The organism is Pseudomonas gorinensis (assembly GCF_042015035.1).
GTDB classification, from domain to species: Bacteria; Pseudomonadota; Gammaproteobacteria; order Pseudomonadales; family Pseudomonadaceae; genus Aquipseudomonas; species Aquipseudomonas gorinensis.
Window position 1 is genome coordinate 959,231 of sequence record NZ_CP167125.1, and the last position, 16,194, is coordinate 975,424.

At 60.2% G+C, this 16,194-nt stretch carries 12 protein-coding genes and 2 tRNA genes; 10 read left to right on the forward strand and 4 right to left on the reverse strand.

The window, feature by feature from the left end; translation table 11 throughout:
* The first annotated feature begins 53 nt into the window (after window positions 1-53).
* From hfq to AB7933_RS04295, 7 genes are all read left to right on the forward strand, one after another.
* Window positions 54-314: an RNA chaperone Hfq gene (hfq, locus tag AB7933_RS04265; RefSeq protein WP_003171355.1), complete on the forward strand. Its 261-nt coding sequence runs from the start codon at window positions 54-56 to the stop codon at window positions 312-314.
* 12 nt (window positions 315-326) lie between these two features.
* Window positions 327-1,628, forward strand: coding sequence for a ribosome rescue GTPase HflX (hflX, locus tag AB7933_RS04270; RefSeq protein WP_024073081.1), 1,302 nt, complete (start codon window positions 327-329; stop codon window positions 1,626-1,628).
* 96 nt (window positions 1,629-1,724) lie between these two features.
* Complete coding sequence (hflK, locus tag AB7933_RS04275) at window positions 1,725-2,900, forward strand: FtsH protease activity modulator HflK (RefSeq protein ID WP_024073082.1); 1,176 nt, start codon at window positions 1,725-1,727, stop codon at window positions 2,898-2,900.
* Window positions 2,900-3,766, forward strand: coding sequence for a protease modulator HflC (gene hflC / locus AB7933_RS04280; RefSeq protein ID WP_010213607.1), 867 nt, complete (start codon window positions 2,900-2,902; stop codon window positions 3,764-3,766). The genes hflK and hflC overlap by 1 nt, the downstream gene beginning before the upstream one ends.
* A gap of 294 nt (window positions 3,767-4,060) precedes the next feature.
* Complete coding sequence (locus tag AB7933_RS04285) at window positions 4,061-5,248, forward strand: ATP phosphoribosyltransferase regulatory subunit (protein WP_024073083.1); 1,188 nt, start codon at window positions 4,061-4,063, stop codon at window positions 5,246-5,248.
* A gap of 54 nt (window positions 5,249-5,302) precedes the next feature.
* A complete protein-coding gene (locus AB7933_RS04290) occupies window positions 5,303-6,592 on the forward strand; it encodes an adenylosuccinate synthase (RefSeq protein ID WP_024073084.1) in 1,290 nt (429 codons plus the stop codon).
* 139 nt (window positions 6,593-6,731) lie between these two features.
* Window positions 6,732-8,666, forward strand: coding sequence for a methyl-accepting chemotaxis protein (locus AB7933_RS04295; protein ID WP_024073085.1), 1,935 nt, complete (start codon window positions 6,732-6,734; stop codon window positions 8,664-8,666).
* A 75-nt stretch (window positions 8,667-8,741) separates the two neighbouring features.
* Here AB7933_RS04295 and AB7933_RS04300 read toward each other — a convergent pair whose 3' ends face one another.
* The 4 genes from AB7933_RS04300 to AB7933_RS04315 all read right to left on the reverse strand — a co-directional run bounded on the left by AB7933_RS04300 (window position 8,742) and on the right by AB7933_RS04315 (window position 11,829).
* Window positions 8,742-10,307: an ABC transporter permease gene (locus AB7933_RS04300; protein WP_024073086.1), complete on the reverse strand. Its 1,566-nt coding sequence runs from the start codon at window positions 10,305-10,307 to the stop codon at window positions 8,742-8,744.
* Window positions 10,307-11,332 (reverse strand): iron ABC transporter substrate-binding protein, encoded by a 1,026-nt coding sequence (locus AB7933_RS04305; protein ID WP_024073087.1) that lies wholly within the window; start codon window positions 11,330-11,332, stop codon window positions 10,307-10,309. The genes AB7933_RS04300 and AB7933_RS04305 overlap by 1 nt, the downstream gene beginning before the upstream one ends.
* A 144-nt stretch (window positions 11,333-11,476) precedes the next feature.
* A tRNA-Leu gene (locus AB7933_RS04310) sits at window positions 11,477-11,563 on the reverse strand.
* Window positions 11,564-11,742: 179 nt separating this feature from the next.
* Window positions 11,743-11,829 (reverse strand) — tRNA-Leu (locus AB7933_RS04315).
* A gap of 225 nt (window positions 11,830-12,054) precedes the next feature.
* Here AB7933_RS04315 and rnr point away from each other — a divergent pair.
* The 3 genes from rnr to rpsF all read left to right on the forward strand — a co-directional run bounded on the left by rnr (window position 12,055) and on the right by rpsF (window position 16,168).
* A complete protein-coding gene (gene rnr, locus AB7933_RS04320) occupies window positions 12,055-14,691 on the forward strand; it encodes a ribonuclease R (RefSeq protein WP_305452846.1) in 2,637 nt (878 codons plus the stop codon).
* On the forward strand, window positions 14,688-15,443 hold the full coding sequence (rlmB, locus tag AB7933_RS04325) for a 23S rRNA (guanosine(2251)-2'-O)-methyltransferase RlmB (protein WP_024073089.1): 756 nt from the start codon (window positions 14,688-14,690) through the stop codon (window positions 15,441-15,443). Before rnr ends, rlmB begins: the two co-directional genes overlap by 4 nt.
* Window positions 15,444-15,751: 308 nt before the next feature.
* Entirely contained in the window at window positions 15,752-16,168 is a 417-nt protein-coding gene (rpsF, locus tag AB7933_RS04330) for a 30S ribosomal protein S6 (protein WP_005784250.1), read from the forward strand.
* Window positions 16,169-16,194 lie beyond the last annotated feature (26 nt).

Sequence of the window (16,194 nt, forward strand, 5' to 3'; positions counted from 1 at the left end):
TAAGCTATCTATTTTCCGATTTTTTATTATTGATCCTTAAAGGAGTGCGGCACATGTCAAAAGGGCATTCGCTACAAGACCCTTACTTGAATACTTTACGTAAAGAGAAAGTGGGGGTTTCCATCTATCTGGTCAACGGTATCAAGCTGCAAGGCACGATCGAGTCGTTTGACCAGTTCGTGATCCTGCTGAAAAACACCGTCAGCCAGATGGTTTACAAGCACGCTATCTCGACAGTGGTTCCAGTTCGTCCAATCCGTCTGCCTAGCGCAGCGGGTGATGATGCAGCTGACGCTGAGCCAGGTAACGCCTGATAGGAGTCTCCTTTGTTCTTTGAGCGCCACGGTGGTGGTGAACGAGTGATCCTCGTTCACTTGGATGGACAGGACCCTGAGGCGCGCGAAGATCCGCAGGAGTTTCAGGAGTTGGCAAATTCGGCCGGCGCCGAGACCGTTGCGTTTTTTAACGTGCCGCGTCATCGGCCAACCGCCAAATTCCTGATTGGCAGCGGCAAGGTCGAGGAACTGCGCGACCTGGTCCATGCTCAAGAAGCCGATCTGGTGATCTTCAATCACATCCTCACGCCCAGTCAGGAACGTAACCTCGAACGTGTCTTCGAGTGTCGCGTGATCGACCGCACCGGCCTGATCCTCGATATTTTCGCCCAACGCGCCCGTACCCATGAAGGCAAGCTCCAGGTTGAACTGGCCCAGCTTGATCACATGAGTACCCGACTGGTGCGTGGCTGGACTCACCTTGAGCGCCAGGGTGGCGGTATCGGCATGCGTGGCCCGGGTGAGACCCAGCTCGAAACCGACCGGCGTCTGTTGCGGGTTCGCCTGCGCCAGATCAAGGGCCGGCTGGAAAAAGTCCGCAGCCAGCGCGAGCAGTCGCGACGTGGCCGTTCTCGGGCCGATATCCCTACCGTTTCCCTGGTGGGCTATACCAACGCCGGTAAATCCACGCTGTTCAACAACGTGACGAAATCGGACGTGTACGCGGCCGACCAACTGTTCGCGACCCTCGACCCGACCCTGCGTCGCCTGGAATTGGCTGACCTGGGGCCGATTGTCCTGGCCGATACCGTGGGTTTCATTCGTCACCTGCCCCACAAGCTGGTCGAGGCATTTCGGTCTACGCTCGAGGAATCGAGCAATTCCGACCTGTTGTTGCACGTGATCGATGCGGCCGAACCGGATCGCATGCTGCAGATTGAACAGGTGATGGTAGTGCTGGGCGAGATTGGCGCCCAGGACTTGCCGATCCTCGAGGTCTATAACAAACTCGATTTGCTTGAAGGCGTTGAGCCACAAATCCAACGCGATGAAGATGGCAAGCCCCAGCGGGTCTGGCTGTCGGCACGTGATGGCAGTGGCCTGGAATTGCTTGAACAAGCCATTGCCGAGTTGCTGGGCAACGATTTGTTTGTCGGCACCTTGCGCTTGCCGCAACGTTTTGCTCGACTGCGTGCACAGTTTTTCGAATTGGGCGCGGTACAGAAAGAAGAACACGACGAAGAAGGGGTCAGCTTGCTGGCCGTTCGATTGCCGCGCTCGGAACTCAATCGGCTGGTCAGCCGCGAGGGTGTCGTACCGACCGAGTTCATCGAACAACACACTTTGCAATAAAAGCCTGAGAAAGCGGTTGTGCCGCGGTAGCAGGCATTCTGTAGCATTGGTCGGCGCGCCGTGGGTGCGTCTTTGCTTTATCAGATGGAGAGCGCTATGGCTTGGAATGAGCCGGGTGGCAACTCGAATAATCAGGATCCTTGGGGTGGAAAGCGCCGCAATAATGGCGACCGCAAGGGGCCACCGGATCTCGACGAGGCCTTCCGAAAGCTGCAGGAAAGCCTGAATGGGTTGTTCGGTGGTGGGAAAAAACGTGGTGGTGACGAAGGCGGTCGCCCAAGCAAGGGTGGCGGCTACGGCCTGCTGGGCCTGGGTCTTGTCGTGCTGGCGGCCGTATGGCTGTACAGCGCGGTCTACGTGGTGGACGAGCAGGAACAGGCCGTGGTGCTGCGTTTCGGCAAGTACTACGAGACAGTCGGCCCTGGCCTGAACATCTACTTCCCGCCGATCGACAAGAAGTACATGGAGAACGTCACGCGTGAGCGTGCCTACACCAAGCAGGGCCAGATGCTGACCGAAGACGAGAACATCGTCGAAGTGCCGCTGACCGTGCAGTACAAGATCAGCAACCTGCAGGACTTCGTGCTGAACGTTGATCAGCCGGAAATCAGCCTGCAACACGCGACCGAAAGCGCGCTGCGCCACGTGGTGGGTTCGACCGCCATGGACCAGGTGCTGACCGAAGGTCGTGAATTGATGGCCAGCGAGATCAAGGAGCGCCTGCAACGGTTCCTCGACACCTATCGCACCGGTATCACCGTGACCCAGGTGAACGTACAGAGCGCAGCGGCACCGCGCGAAGTGCAGGAAGCCTTTGATGACGTGATCCGCGCCCGTGAAGACGAGCAGCGTTCGCGCAACCAGGCTGAAACCTACGCCAACGGCGTCGTGCCGGAAGCTCGCGGTCAGGCCCAGCGCATCCTCGAGGATGCGAACGGTTACCGCGACGAAGTGGTCTCCCGTGCCAAGGGTGAGGCGGATCGCTTTACCAAGCTGGTCGCCGAGTACCGCAAGGCCCCGGAAGTCACGCGTGAACGTCTGTACCTGGACACCATGCAGGAAGTCTTCAGCAACACCAGCAAGGTTCTCGTGACCGGCAGCAAGGGTGGGCAGAACAACCTGCTGTACCTGCCGCTGGACAAGATGATCGAAGGTGGTCGTAGTAGCACCAGCGCGCCGTCCACCGGTTCCAATGCTGCTGCCAACGAAGCGAGCGCCCGTGCGGCCGCTGACTTGCTGCAACAGCAAACACGTACCAGGGAGAGTCGTTGATGAGCAATAAATCGCTGACCGCCCTGATTGTGGGCGTCGTCGTGGTCATCGCTGCCTGGAACTGCTTCTACATCGTGGCTCAGACCGAGCGTGCGGTGCTGCTGCAATTCGGTCGCGTGGTTCAGGCGGATGTCCAGCCGGGCCTGCATGTGAAAGTCCCCTACGTCAATCAGGTGCGCAAGTTCGACGCGCGCCTGATGACCCTGGATGCTCCCACACAGCGCTTCCTGACCCTGGAAAAGAAAGCCGTGATGGTAGACGCCTACGCCAAGTGGCGCGTCAAGGATGCCGAGCGCTTCTACACCGCGACCTCCGGCCTCAAGCAGATTGCCGACGAGCGTTTGTCGCGCCGCCTGGAATCGGGCCTGCGTGACCAGTTTGGTAAACGCACCCTGCACGAGGTGGTATCCGGTGAACGTGATGCGCTGATGGCGGATATCACCCGTTCGCTGAACACGATGGCAGAAAAAGAGCTGGGCATTGAAGTTGTCGATGTTCGGGTCAAGGCCATCGACCTGCCGAAGGAAGTCAACCGCAGCGTGTTCGAGCGGATGAGCACAGAGCGTGAGCGTGAGGCTCGTGAGCACCGTGCCAAGGGTAACGAGTTGGCTGAAGGTATCCGTGCGGATGCCGACCGTCAGCGTCGCGTACTATTGGCAGAGGCCTATCGTGAGTCTGAAGAGGCCCGTGGTGATGGCGATGCTCAAGCGGCGGCGATCTACGCCAAGGCTTACGGCCAGGACCAGGAGTTCTACGCGTTCTACCGCAGCCTGCGTGCCTACCGTGAAAGCTTCGCGAACAAAACCGACGTCATGGTGCTGGACCCAAGCAGCGACTTCTTCCGCTACCTGGAAAAGTCCAAGTAACCAGCCTGTGATTCTGCAGGGCTCACTTCCGTCGGGCGGCTAAAACGCCTGGCGGGGTGATCCTTTCAGAAAACGGGTGTATGATGCGGCAGCCGGGAAATTCCCGGCTTTTTTGCGTCTGCATGTTTGATTCGGCAGGCGTGACAGGTTTTTCGAGGAAAGTGCCCGACGAGGCCGCTTGCAGGTCGTTCGTCACGTCGCTCTTGCGCGTGGTTTATGCAGGGGGCGGGTATTTTCTGCTTCACTCAAGGCTCGGCCGAGGGCTGGCCGCCCGGATCATAGGGGAATGGCGTAATGGCAACGGTAGACCGCTGGCTGCTGCCAGATGGCATCGAAGAAGTACTGCCACCAGAAGCTGCGCGCATTGAAGTAGCGCGTCGCCAGGTGTTGGATCTGTTCCAGAGCTGGGGTTACGAGTTTGTCGTGACCCCCCATATCGAGTACCTGGAATCCCTGCTGACCGGCGCGGGCCAGGACTTGGATCTGCGCACCTTCAAGGTTATCGATCCGCAATCGGGCCGGCAGATGGGCTTTCGTGCCGACATCACGCCGCAAGTGGCGCGCATCGATGCGCACACCCTGCGCCGCGAAGGCCCGAGCCGCCTGTGCTACGCCGGCAGCGTGCTGCATGCTCAACCGCGTGCCTTGTCGTCTTCCCGTAGCCCGATCCAGTTGGGCGCCGAGTTGTATGGCGACGCCAGCCCGAGCAGTGACGTGGAAGTGATCAGCTTGATGCTGGCCATGTTGCAACTGGCTGACGTGCCGGATGTCCACATGGACCTGGGTCACGTCGGCATCTATCGTGGCCTGGCCCGTGCGGCCGGTTTGTCCGGCGAAGTCGAGCAACAGTTGTTCGATGCCCTGCAGCGCAAGGCCATCGATGAAGTCATCGCCCTCACCGAGGGTGTGCCTGCCGATCTGGCCGGCATGCTGCGTGCGCTGGTTGGCCTGTGCGGCGGCCGTGAAGTACTGGCGGCTGCGCGTGAACGCCTGGCCCATGCGCCAGCGCCGGTATTGGCTGCGCTGGATGATGTGGTCGCCATTGCCGACCAGCTGTCGGCGCGGTTCCCGCAGGTGCCGTTGTACTTTGATCTGGGCGAGTTGCGTGGCTATCACTACCACACCGGCGTGGTGTTCGCGGTGTTTGTGCCGGGTGTTGGCCAGGCCATCGCCCAGGGTGGTCGCTACGACGACATCGGCGCCGACTTCGGTCGTGCGCGTCCGGCCACTGGCTTTTCCACTGATTTGAAAACCCTGGTGACCCTGGGGCGTGCTGAGGTCGAGCTGCCGTCTGGTGGCATTTGGATGCCCGACAGTACGGACGCAGCACTCTGGCAGCAGGTTTGCCAGTTGCGCAGTGAGGGTCAGCGTGTCGTTCAGGCCTTGCCTGGGCAGCCATTGGCCGCCGCCCGTGAAGCGGACTGCGACCGGCAATTGATTCTGCAGAACGGGCTTTGGCAAGTATCGCCACTGGCTTCTTGAGTTTTCCTGCCGGCCATCGCCGGCACCAAGTTTGCGCGAATGAGGACAAGTGTTATGGGTAAGAATGTCGTAGTCCTGGGCACCCAATGGGGTGATGAGGGCAAAGGCAAGATCGTTGATCTGCTGACCGAACATGCTGCCGCCGTAGTGCGCTACCAAGGCGGCCACAATGCTGGCCACACCCTGGTCATCGATGGCGAAAAAACCGTCTTGCACCTGATCCCATCGGGCGTACTGCGCGAAGGCGTGCAGTGCCTGATTGGCAACGGCGTGGTGGTTGCACCGGACGCCTTGCTGCGCGAGATCACCAAGCTGGAAGAGAAAGGCGTGCCAGTGCGCGAGCGCCTGCGTATCAGCCCGTCTTGCCCGCTGATCCTGTCTTTCCACGTAGCGCTGGACCAGGCTCGTGAAAAGGCCCGTGGCGAGCTGAAGATCGGTACTACCGGTCGCGGCATCGGCCCGGCCTACGAAGACAAAGTTGCACGTCGTGGCCTGCGTGTGGGTGACCTGCTCAATATGCCGCGTTTTGAAGACAAGCTGCGTGAACTGGTGGATTACCACAACTTCATGCTGGTGGGTTACTACAAAGAGCCGGCCATCGAATTCGACAAGACCCTGGCCGAATGCAAGGAATACGCGGAGCTGCTCAAGCCGCTGATGCTGGACGTGACTGCCGAGTTGCATGACCTGCGTCGCGCGGGCAAAGACATCATGTTCGAAGGTGCCCAAGGTTCGCTGCTGGACATCGACCATGGTACCTACCCGTACGTGACCAGCTCCAACACCACCGCTGGCGGCGTTGCCACCGGTTCGGGTGTTGGCCCTATGTTCCTGGACTACATCCTGGGCATCACCAAGGCTTACACCACTCGCGTAGGTTCGGGTCCATTCCCGACTGAACTGTTCGACGCAGTAGGGGCGCACCTGGCGAAGCAAGGTCACGAGTTCGGTGCGACCACCGGCCGTGCCCGTCGTTGTGGTTGGTTCGACGCCGTTATCCTGCGTCGTGCTATCGATGTGAACAGCATCTCGGGCATCTGCCTGACCAAGCTGGACGTGCTCGACGGCCTGGAAACCATCAACATCTGCGTCGGCTACAAAGATGCAGAGGGTCAGGACGTTGCTCCGACTGATGCTGACAGCTACGTGGGCCTGCAGCCTGTGTATGAAGAGGTGCCAGGCTGGGCCGAATCAACCGTGGGTGCCAAGACCCTGGAAGAGCTGCCAGCCAACGCTCGAGCCTACATCAAGCGCGTTGAAGAGCTGATCGGCGCACCGATCGACATTATTTCGACGGGCCCGGACCGCAACGAAACCATCGTTTTGCGTCATCCGTTCGCTTAATAAGTTATTGATGTAAAAAGCAAAGGGCTCCTTCGGGAGCCCTTTGTCGTTTCAGTTCGCCAAGCGGCACGACCCTTGCTGTGTTTCTTTCTTTCGCGGTGCTATCAAATTAATGGCACCCGTGGTGGAGGGATTCCCGATGTCTGCCGTTCTCTCATTGTTACAAAGCCGTCTGTTGCGGCCGGTGTTCGTTACCCTAGGTATCGCTCTTTTGGTGCAAGTGCTGGTGGCGGTCGCTCTGACCCGGAGCACGGTCACGGCACTTGAAGCTGATTTGGGCAGTCGCCTGGGCGTCGATAGTCAGAAGCTCTCTGGCGAACTGGCGCAGGCCGGCAAGGAAGTCACATCCAGCCTGGACAGCTTGTCCAGCAGTACCCGTCAGCGTCTGACCGCCGGGCTTTCCGAGCGCCTGCAGGCAGAACAGAAGCAATTGCGTGCGACCCTGGAAAAAGACCTGCAAGACTCCGCCAATGATATGGCGCAACTGCTGGCCTCGGTGGCGCCCCGCGCCATGTGGGACAGTGATGTGCCCACGTTGTCTGAGTTTGCCCGGCGTGCCCAGCGCAATCCCAACGTGTTGTTCGTGGTCTACGACGACGCCGCCGGTGAGCATTTGACTCGCTACCTGAACCGCGAAAACCCGATCAACCAGGTGTTGCTGGCAAAGGGCGCAGGTGATCGCGCGCTGGATAAAGTGCTGGATGCGGCCAAGACCGACCCTTCTGTGTACTACGTCGAAGCGTCCATCAGCCCCAATGGTGTCGAGATTGGCAAAGTGCGCATGGGGGTTTCGACGGCATCGGTAGAAGCCGACCTGCAGGCGTTGGACAAGCGTTTTGCCGCCTTGATTGCCAGCGGCGATCAGTTGGTCGGCGATAGCCTCAAAGGGGCGGCAGCAGACAGCGCGACTGCCATGGGCGCGCGCCTGCAATCGGCGCAAACCACCGCCACCCAAATGACCGCCAATACCACCAGCGCTGTGCAGGAAGCCGCCGGCACCTTGCGCTGGCGCATCGGCATGGGGCTCGCAGGGGTTGGCTTTGGCGTGTTGCTGCTGATCGCCGTGGTGCTTGGGCGCCGTGTGGTCAATCGCCTGAAGTTGCTGATTGCGGCCATGGATGACCTGGCGGCGGGCGAGGGCGACCTGACCAAGCGCGTGCAGATCAATAGCCAGGACGAAATCGGCGACATGGCCTCGGCGGTCAATCGCTTTGTGGATAAGTTGCAGCCCATCGTGCGTGAAGCGGGTGATGTGGCTCAGCGGACCGGTGTGGAGATCGGTGCCATGACCTTGCGCAATGCCGGCGCCGATGCGGCCGCCGGCCTGCAGCGTGATGAGGTGGCCGAGAGCTTGCGCGCACTCTCGCAAATGGCTGATGAAGCCCAGGCCGAGAGCCATGCGATGCAGGCAGCGTTGCAGCAGGTGGTGGATATTCGTCAGGCCACCGATGAGAACGCGCGTACCTCGGCTGAAGTGGGGAGCCTGATTGAGGCGCTGGCGGGGCAGGTCGAGGCGGGGTCCAAGGTGATCGAGCGATTGGCGCAGCAAAGTGAGCAGATCGAGGTGGTGCTGACCGTGATTCACGGCATTGCCGAGCAAACCAACCTGCTTGCCCTGAACGCCGCGATCGAAGCGGCACGCGCCGGTGAGACGGGTCGTGGCTTCGCCGTGGTGGCGGATGAGGTGCGGGCGCTGGCCAGCAAGACCCAAAGCTCTACCGGCGATATCCAGGCGCATATCGTGGCGCTGCAGCAGGGCGCGCGTGAGGCGGTGGAAACTATCGGCAAGGCCGGGCGCCAGGCCAGCGAAGGGTTGCTGGTGCTGCGCGACAGCGTGCGCTTGCAGCAGACCGTGCAGGCTTCGGTGGAGCAGGTGCATGCCGCGATCGGCCTGGCCACGCGCGCAGCCGAGCATCAGGCCCAGGGTGCCCATGCAGTGCGGGGGCGGGTCGAGGTGATCCATGCCCAGGCCGAACGTGCCGCGCAGGCGGTGGTGGAGACGACGGCCAGTGGTAAGGTGCTGGATGGTTTGGCGGCGCAGTTGAAGGCGAGCCTGGGGCAGTTTCGGGCTTAGCCTCGCCTGGACTGGCCCCCTCCCACGGGTTGAAATGCATTCAAATGTGGGAGGGGGCTTGCCCCGATAGCGGTTTCAGCGACTCAGATACATCCGTGTCGTCAGCAAATACACCGGCAACCCCGACACCAATATCAACAGCGCCGCATAAGGCGCCGCCGCCGCGAATTCCACATTCGAGGTATGCGCCCACACCTCCGTCGCCAAGGTATTCAGCCCGGTTGGGCTGAGCAGCAACGTCGCCGTCAATTCCTTCATTGCGTCCAGGAACACCAGCGCAAACGCCGCGCCCAATGCCGGGAAGATAATCGGCAAGGTTACCCGGCAAAACGCGCTGAACGATGACGCGCCCAGGGTGCGCGCGGCTTCTTCCAGTTGTGGCGCGGCTTTGTTCAAGGCGGTACGAACCGGCGCCTGGGCCAGCGGCAAAAACAGTAGCGCATAGGCAATCAGCAGCAGCGCTGACGTCTGGTACAGCACTGGCACGTAATGCAGGGCGAAATACACCAGGGTCAGCGCAATCACCAGGCCGGGCAGGGCGTGCAGCAAGTACGGCAGGCGTTCGGCCCAGATCGCCAGTTGGCCCTTGTAGCGCACCACCAGCAACCCCACCGGCACGGCCAGCACCAGGCACAGCGCCGCGCCACCCAGCGACAGCGCCAGGGACGATAGCAGCGCCTCACTGATCTCGGCCACCGGGAACGCCGCCGACGAGCCCACCGCCAGCCAGTAACCCAGCATGCCCAGGGGAATGCCGCTGCCGATGATTGCCAGCGCAAGGCAATAGACTTGGCCCAAGAGCGCCCACCTGCCCAGGCGAACCTGTTCGGCATGACGCGCAGCCCCTTGGCCGATGCGTACGTGTCGGCCCTTGCCGCGCACGCGCAGCTCCAGCCACAGCAGGGTGAGGCACATCACCAGCAGCACCGCCGATAACATCGCGGCGTTGGCATTGCTGAACTCCAGTTCGAACTGCTGGTAGATCGCCGTGGTAAAGGTCTGCAGGCCGATGATCGACAGTGCGCCGAATTCCACCAGCATATGCAACGCGATCAACAGCGCCCCGGCCAGCAGGGACGGCCACAGCAGGGGCAGGGTAATGCGAAAGAATACTCCCCAGCGATTGAGCCCCAGGGTGCGGGCTGATTCCTCCAGGGACGGGTCCAGATTGCGCAGGGTCGCCGCCACTGGTAGGAACACCAGCGGGTACTTGGACAGGGTCATGACCAGGATCGCCCCGCCGAGTCCTTCGAAGTTGGCGCTCAGCGACACCCAGGTGAAGCTGCTGACAAACGCCGGTACCGCAAACGGCAGGCACAGAATCACGCCCCAGATGCGTCGCCCTGGCAAGTTGCTGCGCTCCAGCAGCCAGGCCAGGGACAAGCCGATCACACCACACGCCAGCGTTACCCCGACCATCAAGGCGAGGGTATTGCGCAACAAGCCAAAGACGTAGGGCCGCCATAGCAGATGCAGCGCCTGCGCCCATCCCGCTTGCCAGGCTTTGAGCCCGACGTAGGCCAGCGGCAACAGGCTCAAGCCCACCAGGAGCAGTACGGGCAGCAACAGCCAGATCGACGGGCGCTTGCGCCGTGGGCTGAACCCCCCGTGTACCACGGGGGCGGGTGGCGATGGGTTCATCAGTTCAGGCCAACGTCACGTTCCAGCTCGAGGGCTTCTTCGGCGTTGCCCAAGTCAGCCGGGGTGACTTTCGGCGGTTGCAGTTCGCTGAAAGGCTTGAGGCCACGATTGGATTGCATGCCCTTGCGCAGCGGGTATTCGGCCGAGGTGTTGGTGATTACACGCTGGCCTTCTTCGCTGGCCATGAATGCCAGCAGTTGCTGGGCCTCTTTGGGATGCTTGCTGGATTTCAGTGCCGCCGCCGAGGAGACCGTGATCAGGCCGCCGGCATCGCCATCGGTGAAGTAGTGCAGTTGGGAGTCCAGGTTGGTTTTTTCCTTCTTCAGGGCAAACCAGTAGTAGTTGTTGACCAGTACGGTGGCGACTTCGCCATTTTCCACGGCTTTGAGGGCAACCATGTTGTTGCTGTACACCTTGCCGAACGCGCGCAGGCCGGTCAGCCATTCTTCGGCGGCTTCGCGACCGTGCAGCTTGATGATTGCCACGGCTTGTTCCTGGAAGGCGCCGCTGGTTGGTACAAAGCCGACCTTGCCTTGCCACTCGGGGCCGGCGAAATCCAGAACCGATTTGGGCAGGTCTTTTTCGGCGATCAGTTTCGGGTTGAAGGCCACGACGCGGGTGCGTGCGGTCACGCCCATCCAGTCGCCGTTGCTGCCGACATAGTCCTTGGGCAGTACATTCAGGGTGCTGGCATCGATCTTGGCCAGCAGGCCTTGTTCGCCGAGTTTGTTCAGTGGCGGCGATTCTTCGGTGTAAATCACGTCGGCAGGGGAGCGGTCACCTTCTTCCACGACCTGGCTGGCCAGCTGGTTGCTGCTGCCTTTGCGTACGTTGACGTGAATGCCGGTCTTGGCTTCGAAGGCCTTGGCGAGTTCATCGCCGACCTCTTTGTGTTGGCCGTTGTACAAGGTCAGGGAGACTTTATCGGCGCAATAGGCGGCGGGCGAAAGCAGGGCCAGTCCGAGTAGAGTGAGGGTCATGCCACGCAGAAGGGATGTTTTGAGACGGGTATCGCGGATCATCATCCAGGGTTTTCCTCGCTTGTGTGCAACAAATCATTGCAAGGATAAACGATAAAACTTCTCAAGTGCGGATGAGGGGCAAATAGCTGGGGAAGTTTTCAAACCCCGGAAACGAAAAAACCCGCTTTCGCGGGTTTGATCTGAATTTGGTGCCCAGGAGAAGACTCGAACTTCCACGACCTTGCGATCACCAGCACCTGAAGCTGGCGTGTCTACCAATTTCACCACCTGGGCATTCTCAAGCAGCGTTGCCGCTGTTGATGGGGCGAACTATACGGCGGGCTTTTTGATCTGTAAACCCCTGATTCGAAAAATATAAATCAAAATTCTCGTTAAAAATCAAAGGCCTGAAACGCAAAAACCCGCTTTCGCGGGTTTTTGGAGACTCAAGGTTGAAATCTTGAGTTTGAAATTGGTGCCCAGGAGAAGACTCGAACTTCCACGACCTTGCGATCACCAGCACCTGAAGCTGGCGTGTCTACCAATTTCACCACCTGGGCAGCATCAACAACGTTGCCGTCGTCGATGGCGCGCACTATACGGAGAGGATTTTTGGCTGTAAACCCCCGCTATCAAAAAAAACCTGGAAAATGTCACCAGTGGTCGTGCAAGGTGCTTTCCGAGGGGCGCAAAGGGCTTTTAAACGCTTGTTGATGCCTGAAATTTCCCGTTTCAATACGCGTATGCCAAACTAACCCGCATATAGACAAGGTGAAAACTCTCTAATGGCCGATTGGCAGTCCCTCGATCCCGAGGCCGCTCGTGAAGCGGAAAAATATGAAAACCCTATCCCTAGCCGCGAACTGATCCTGGCGCATCTCGCCGATCGGGGTTCGCCTGCTAGCCGTGAGCAGTTGGTCGAAGAATTCGGTCTGACCACCGAAGACCAGCTCGAAGCCCTGCGCCGCCGTTTGCGTGCCATGGAGCGCGATGCTCAACTGATCTACACCCGTCGTGGCACCTACGCGCCTGTGGACAAGCTCGACCTGATCCTCGGCCGCATTGCCGGTCATCGTGACGGCTTCGGCTTCCTGATCCCGGATGACGGCAGCGACGACCTGTTTATGAGCCCTGCGCAAATGCGCCTGGTGTTCGATGGCGACCGTGCCTTGGCGCGTGTTTCCGGCCTGGACCGTCGCGGTCGCCGTGAAGGGGTGATCGTCGAAGTGGTGTCCCGTGCCCACGAGTCCATCGTCGGCCGCTACTTCGAAGAAGGCGGTATCGGCTTCGTTGTGCCGGATAACCCTAAGGTCCAGCAGGAAGTGCTGATTACCCCGGGCCGCAATGGTGCCGCCAAGGTCGGTCAGTTCGTCGAGGTGAAAATCACCCACTGGCCCACTGCGCGCTTCCAGCCGCAAGGCGATATCGTTGAAGTGGTCGGCAACTACATGGCGCCGGGCATGGAAATCGACGTTGCGCTGCGCACCTACGATATTCCTCACGTCTGGCCTGAAGCTGTGCTCAAGGAAGCCGCCAAGCTCAAGCCGGAAGTCGAAGAGAAAGACAAAGAAAAGCGCATCGACCTGCGCCATCTACCGTTCGTCACCATCGATGGTGAAGACGCCCGCGACTTCGACGATGCGGTCTATTGCGAAGCCCGGCCTGGAAAACTGCGCCTGTTCTCCGGCGGCTGGAAGTTGTTCGTCGCGATTGCCGACGTGTCCAGCTATGTGAAGATCGGTTCGGCCCTGGATAACGAAGCCCAGGTGCGCGGCAACTCCGTGTACTTCCCTGAGCGCGTGATCCCGATGCTGCCTGAGCAGCTGTCCAACGGCCTGTGCTCCCTGAACCCTCTAGTCGACCGTTTGGCCATGGTGTGCGAGATGACTATCTCGAAAACCGGCGAAATGACCGACTATCAGTTCTACGAGGCGGTGATCCACTCCCAGGCCCGCCTGACCTACAACAAGGTCAGCACTATCCTGGAACAGCCGAAAACCAGCGAGGCTAAGGCCTTGCGTGGTGAGTACGGCCATGTCGTGCCGCATCTCAAGCAGCTCTATGCACTTTACAAGGTGCTGCTGGGGGCCCGTCATGTGCGTGGCGCGATCGATTTTGAAACGCAGGAAACCCGAATTGTCTTCGGTTCCGAGCGCAAGATCGCCGCAATCACCCCGACTACCCGTAACGATGCGCACAAGCTGATCGAGGAATGCATGCTGGCGGCCAACGTGGCCACGGCTGAATTCCTGAAGAAGCACGAGATCCCTGCGCTGTACCGCGTGCACGACGGCCCGCCGCCGGAGCGTCTGGAAAAACTGCGCGCTTTCCTCGGCGAGCTGGGCCTGTCCCTGCATAAAGGCAAGGACGGCCCGACGCCGAAGGACTACCAGGCGCTGCTGGCCAGCATCAAGGACCGTCCCGATTACCATGTGATCCAGACCGTGATGCTGCGCTCCCTGAGCCAGGCGGTGTACAGCGCCGACAACCAGGGTCACTTCGGCCTGAATTACGAGGCGTACACCCACTTCACCTCGCCGATTCGCCGTTATCCGGACTTGCTCACGCACCGTGCAATCCGCAGCGTGATCCATTCCAAGCAGAACACCCCGCACGTCAAGCGTGCCGGTGCCATGACCATTCCGAAGGCACGGATCTATCCGTACGACGAAGCGGCCCTGGAACAGTTGGGCGAGCAGTGCTCCATGAGCGAACGCCGCGCCGACGAAGCCACGCGCGACGTGGTGAACTGGCTCAAGTGCGAGTTCATGAAGGATCGCGTGGGCGAGTCGTTCCCAGGTGTGATCACGGCCGTGACCGGCTTTGGTCTGTTTGTCGAACTGACCGACATCTATGTCGAAGGCCTGGTGCACGTCACCGCCTTGCCGGGTGACTACTACCACTTCGATCCTGTGCATCACCGCCTGGCGGGTGAGCGTACCGGTCGCAGCTTCCGTTTGGGCGATACCGTGGAAGTGCAGGTCATGCGCGTCGATCTCGACGAGCGCAAGATCGACTTTGGCATGCCTGACAAGCCCGCCGAATCGCCAACTGGCCGTAAAAAGCGTGGCAATGAAACGACCCCGCCTGCCAGCAAAGGCAAAGGCGCTCCCGCGAAAGCGGCAGTTGCAGAGCCCGCTCCAGCCAAGGCCGGGCGCCGTCCTGCAGCCAAGGACAAAGTGCCCGAGGCTTACCGCCCAAGCGATGCTGCGGCGAAAAACGCTGAACTGCGCAAAAGCCGTGAATTGAAGCAGCAGTTGCTCAATGAAGCCAAAAGCGGTGGTAAAGCGGCGTCTGGGGGAAAGTCCCAAGGGGCGGAAAAACCGTCGAGCAAACCCAGTAAACACCGTAAAGGCCCGCCTAAAGCGGGTTCGGCCCCCTCGAAAAGCGGCGGGTCGCGCAAACCTAAGGCCAAGCCATGAGTCTGGAAAAAATCTACGGCGTGCACGCCGTAGAAGCACTGCTGCGTCACCATCCCAAGCGCGTCAAGCAGGTTTGGCTGGCGGAAGGTCGCAGCGAGCCGCGCGTACAGGCGCTGGTCGAGTTGGCCAACCAGAATAAAGTTGCCATCGGCCAGGCCGAGCGTCGTGAGATGGACGTGTGGGTCGAAGGCGTTCACCAAGGCGTGGTTGCGGATGTAAGTCCAAGCCAGGTCTGGGGCGAGGCGATGCTCGACGAGCTGCTCGACCGTACTGAAGGCGCTCCGTTGTTGCTGGTGCTGGACGGCGTAACCGATCCGCACAACCTCGGTGCCTGCCTGCGTTCAGCGGATGCGGCCGGTGCGCTGGCGGTGATCGTGCCCAAGGACAAGTCGGCAACCTTGACCCCGGTCGTGCGTAAAGTCGCCTGTGGCGCTGCGGAAGTGATTCCGCTGGTGGCCGTGACCAACCTTGCGCGAACCCTGGAGAAGCTCCAGCAGCGCGGCCTTTGGGTCGTGGGCACGGCAGGGGAGGCCGAGGTCAGTATCTATGACCAGGACCTCACCGGCCCAACCATCCTGATCATGGGGGCCGAAGGCAAAGGCATGCGCCGCCTGACCCGTGAGCATTGTGACTACCTGGTGCACCTGCCGATGGCTGGTAGCGTCAGCAGTCTCAATGTGTCGGTGGCGACGGGCGTGTGCCTGTTCGAGGCTCAGCGTCAGCGCGGTGCCAAGGTCAAGGCCAAGAAGTAATTCTGAGTCTGGCATAGATGCAAAATGTGCGAGGGGGCTTGCCCCCGATAGCGGTAGATCAGTTACAGGTGATGTGGCTGGCCCACCGCAATCGGGGCAAGCCCCCTCCCACATTTGCTGTGTGGTGTTTGGAAGGTTGTTCAAATAATCACCAATTGCCTTGCGCCCATTCTCCCCCTTCTCTACAATTGCGCCCCTTGCCTTCCTGGCAGGCACCGATGTGCCTCCCTGCGGCAAGATCCATAAGTGTCATTCACTCCTTGTCTGACCGTTTTTGAGCGGCAGGCTACAACCCGTAAGGAGCATTCATGCGTCATTACGAAATCATCTTTTTGGTCCACCCGGATCAAAGCGAGCAAGTCGGCGGCATGGTTGAGCGTTACACCAAGCTGATCGAAGAAGACGGCGGCAAAATCCACCGTCTGGAAGATTGGGGTCGTCGTCAACTGGCCTACGCAATCAACAATGTTCACAAGGCTCACTACGTGATGCTGAACGTTGAGTGCACTGGCAAGGCCCTGGCCGAGCTGGAAGACAACTTCCGCTACAACGATGCAGTGATCCGTAACCTGGTCATCCGTCGCGAAGAAGCCGTTACCGGCCAATCCGAGATGCTCAAGGCTGAAGAAAACCGCAGTGAGCGCCGTGAGCGTCGCGACCGTCCTGAAGAAGGCGCTGATGATAGCGCTGATGACAGTGACAACAGCGATAACGCTGACGAGTAATCCACGGACCTTTTAAGGAGCCTATC

What these genes read in the sequence shown, in the direction of transcription:
- hflC (WP_010213607.1), top strand. Translation starts at nt 2,900, where the DNA reads ATGAGCAATAAATCGCTGACCGCCCTGATTGTGGGCGTCGTCGTGGTC.
- AB7933_RS04300 (WP_024073086.1), bottom strand. Translation starts at nt 10,307, where the DNA reads ATGAACCCATCGCCACCCGCCCCCGTGGTACACGGGGGGTTCAGCCCA.
- AB7933_RS04295 (WP_024073085.1), top strand. Translation starts at nt 6,732, where the DNA reads ATGTCTGCCGTTCTCTCATTGTTACAAAGCCGTCTGTTGCGGCCGGTG.
- rnr (WP_305452846.1), top strand. Translation starts at nt 12,055, where the DNA reads ATGGCCGATTGGCAGTCCCTCGATCCCGAGGCCGCTCGTGAAGCGGAA.
- AB7933_RS04305 (WP_024073087.1), bottom strand. Translation starts at nt 11,332, where the DNA reads ATGATGATCCGCGATACCCGTCTCAAAACATCCCTTCTGCGTGGCATG.
- rlmB (WP_024073089.1), top strand. Translation starts at nt 14,688, where the DNA reads ATGAGTCTGGAAAAAATCTACGGCGTGCACGCCGTAGAAGCACTGCTG.
- AB7933_RS04290 (WP_024073084.1), top strand. Translation starts at nt 5,303, where the DNA reads ATGGGTAAGAATGTCGTAGTCCTGGGCACCCAATGGGGTGATGAGGGC.
- hflK (WP_024073082.1), top strand. Translation starts at nt 1,725, where the DNA reads ATGGCTTGGAATGAGCCGGGTGGCAACTCGAATAATCAGGATCCTTGG.
- AB7933_RS04285 (WP_024073083.1), top strand. Translation starts at nt 4,061, where the DNA reads ATGGCAACGGTAGACCGCTGGCTGCTGCCAGATGGCATCGAAGAAGTA.
- rpsF (WP_005784250.1), top strand. Translation starts at nt 15,752, where the DNA reads ATGCGTCATTACGAAATCATCTTTTTGGTCCACCCGGATCAAAGCGAG.
- hfq (WP_003171355.1), top strand. Translation starts at nt 54, where the DNA reads ATGTCAAAAGGGCATTCGCTACAAGACCCTTACTTGAATACTTTACGT.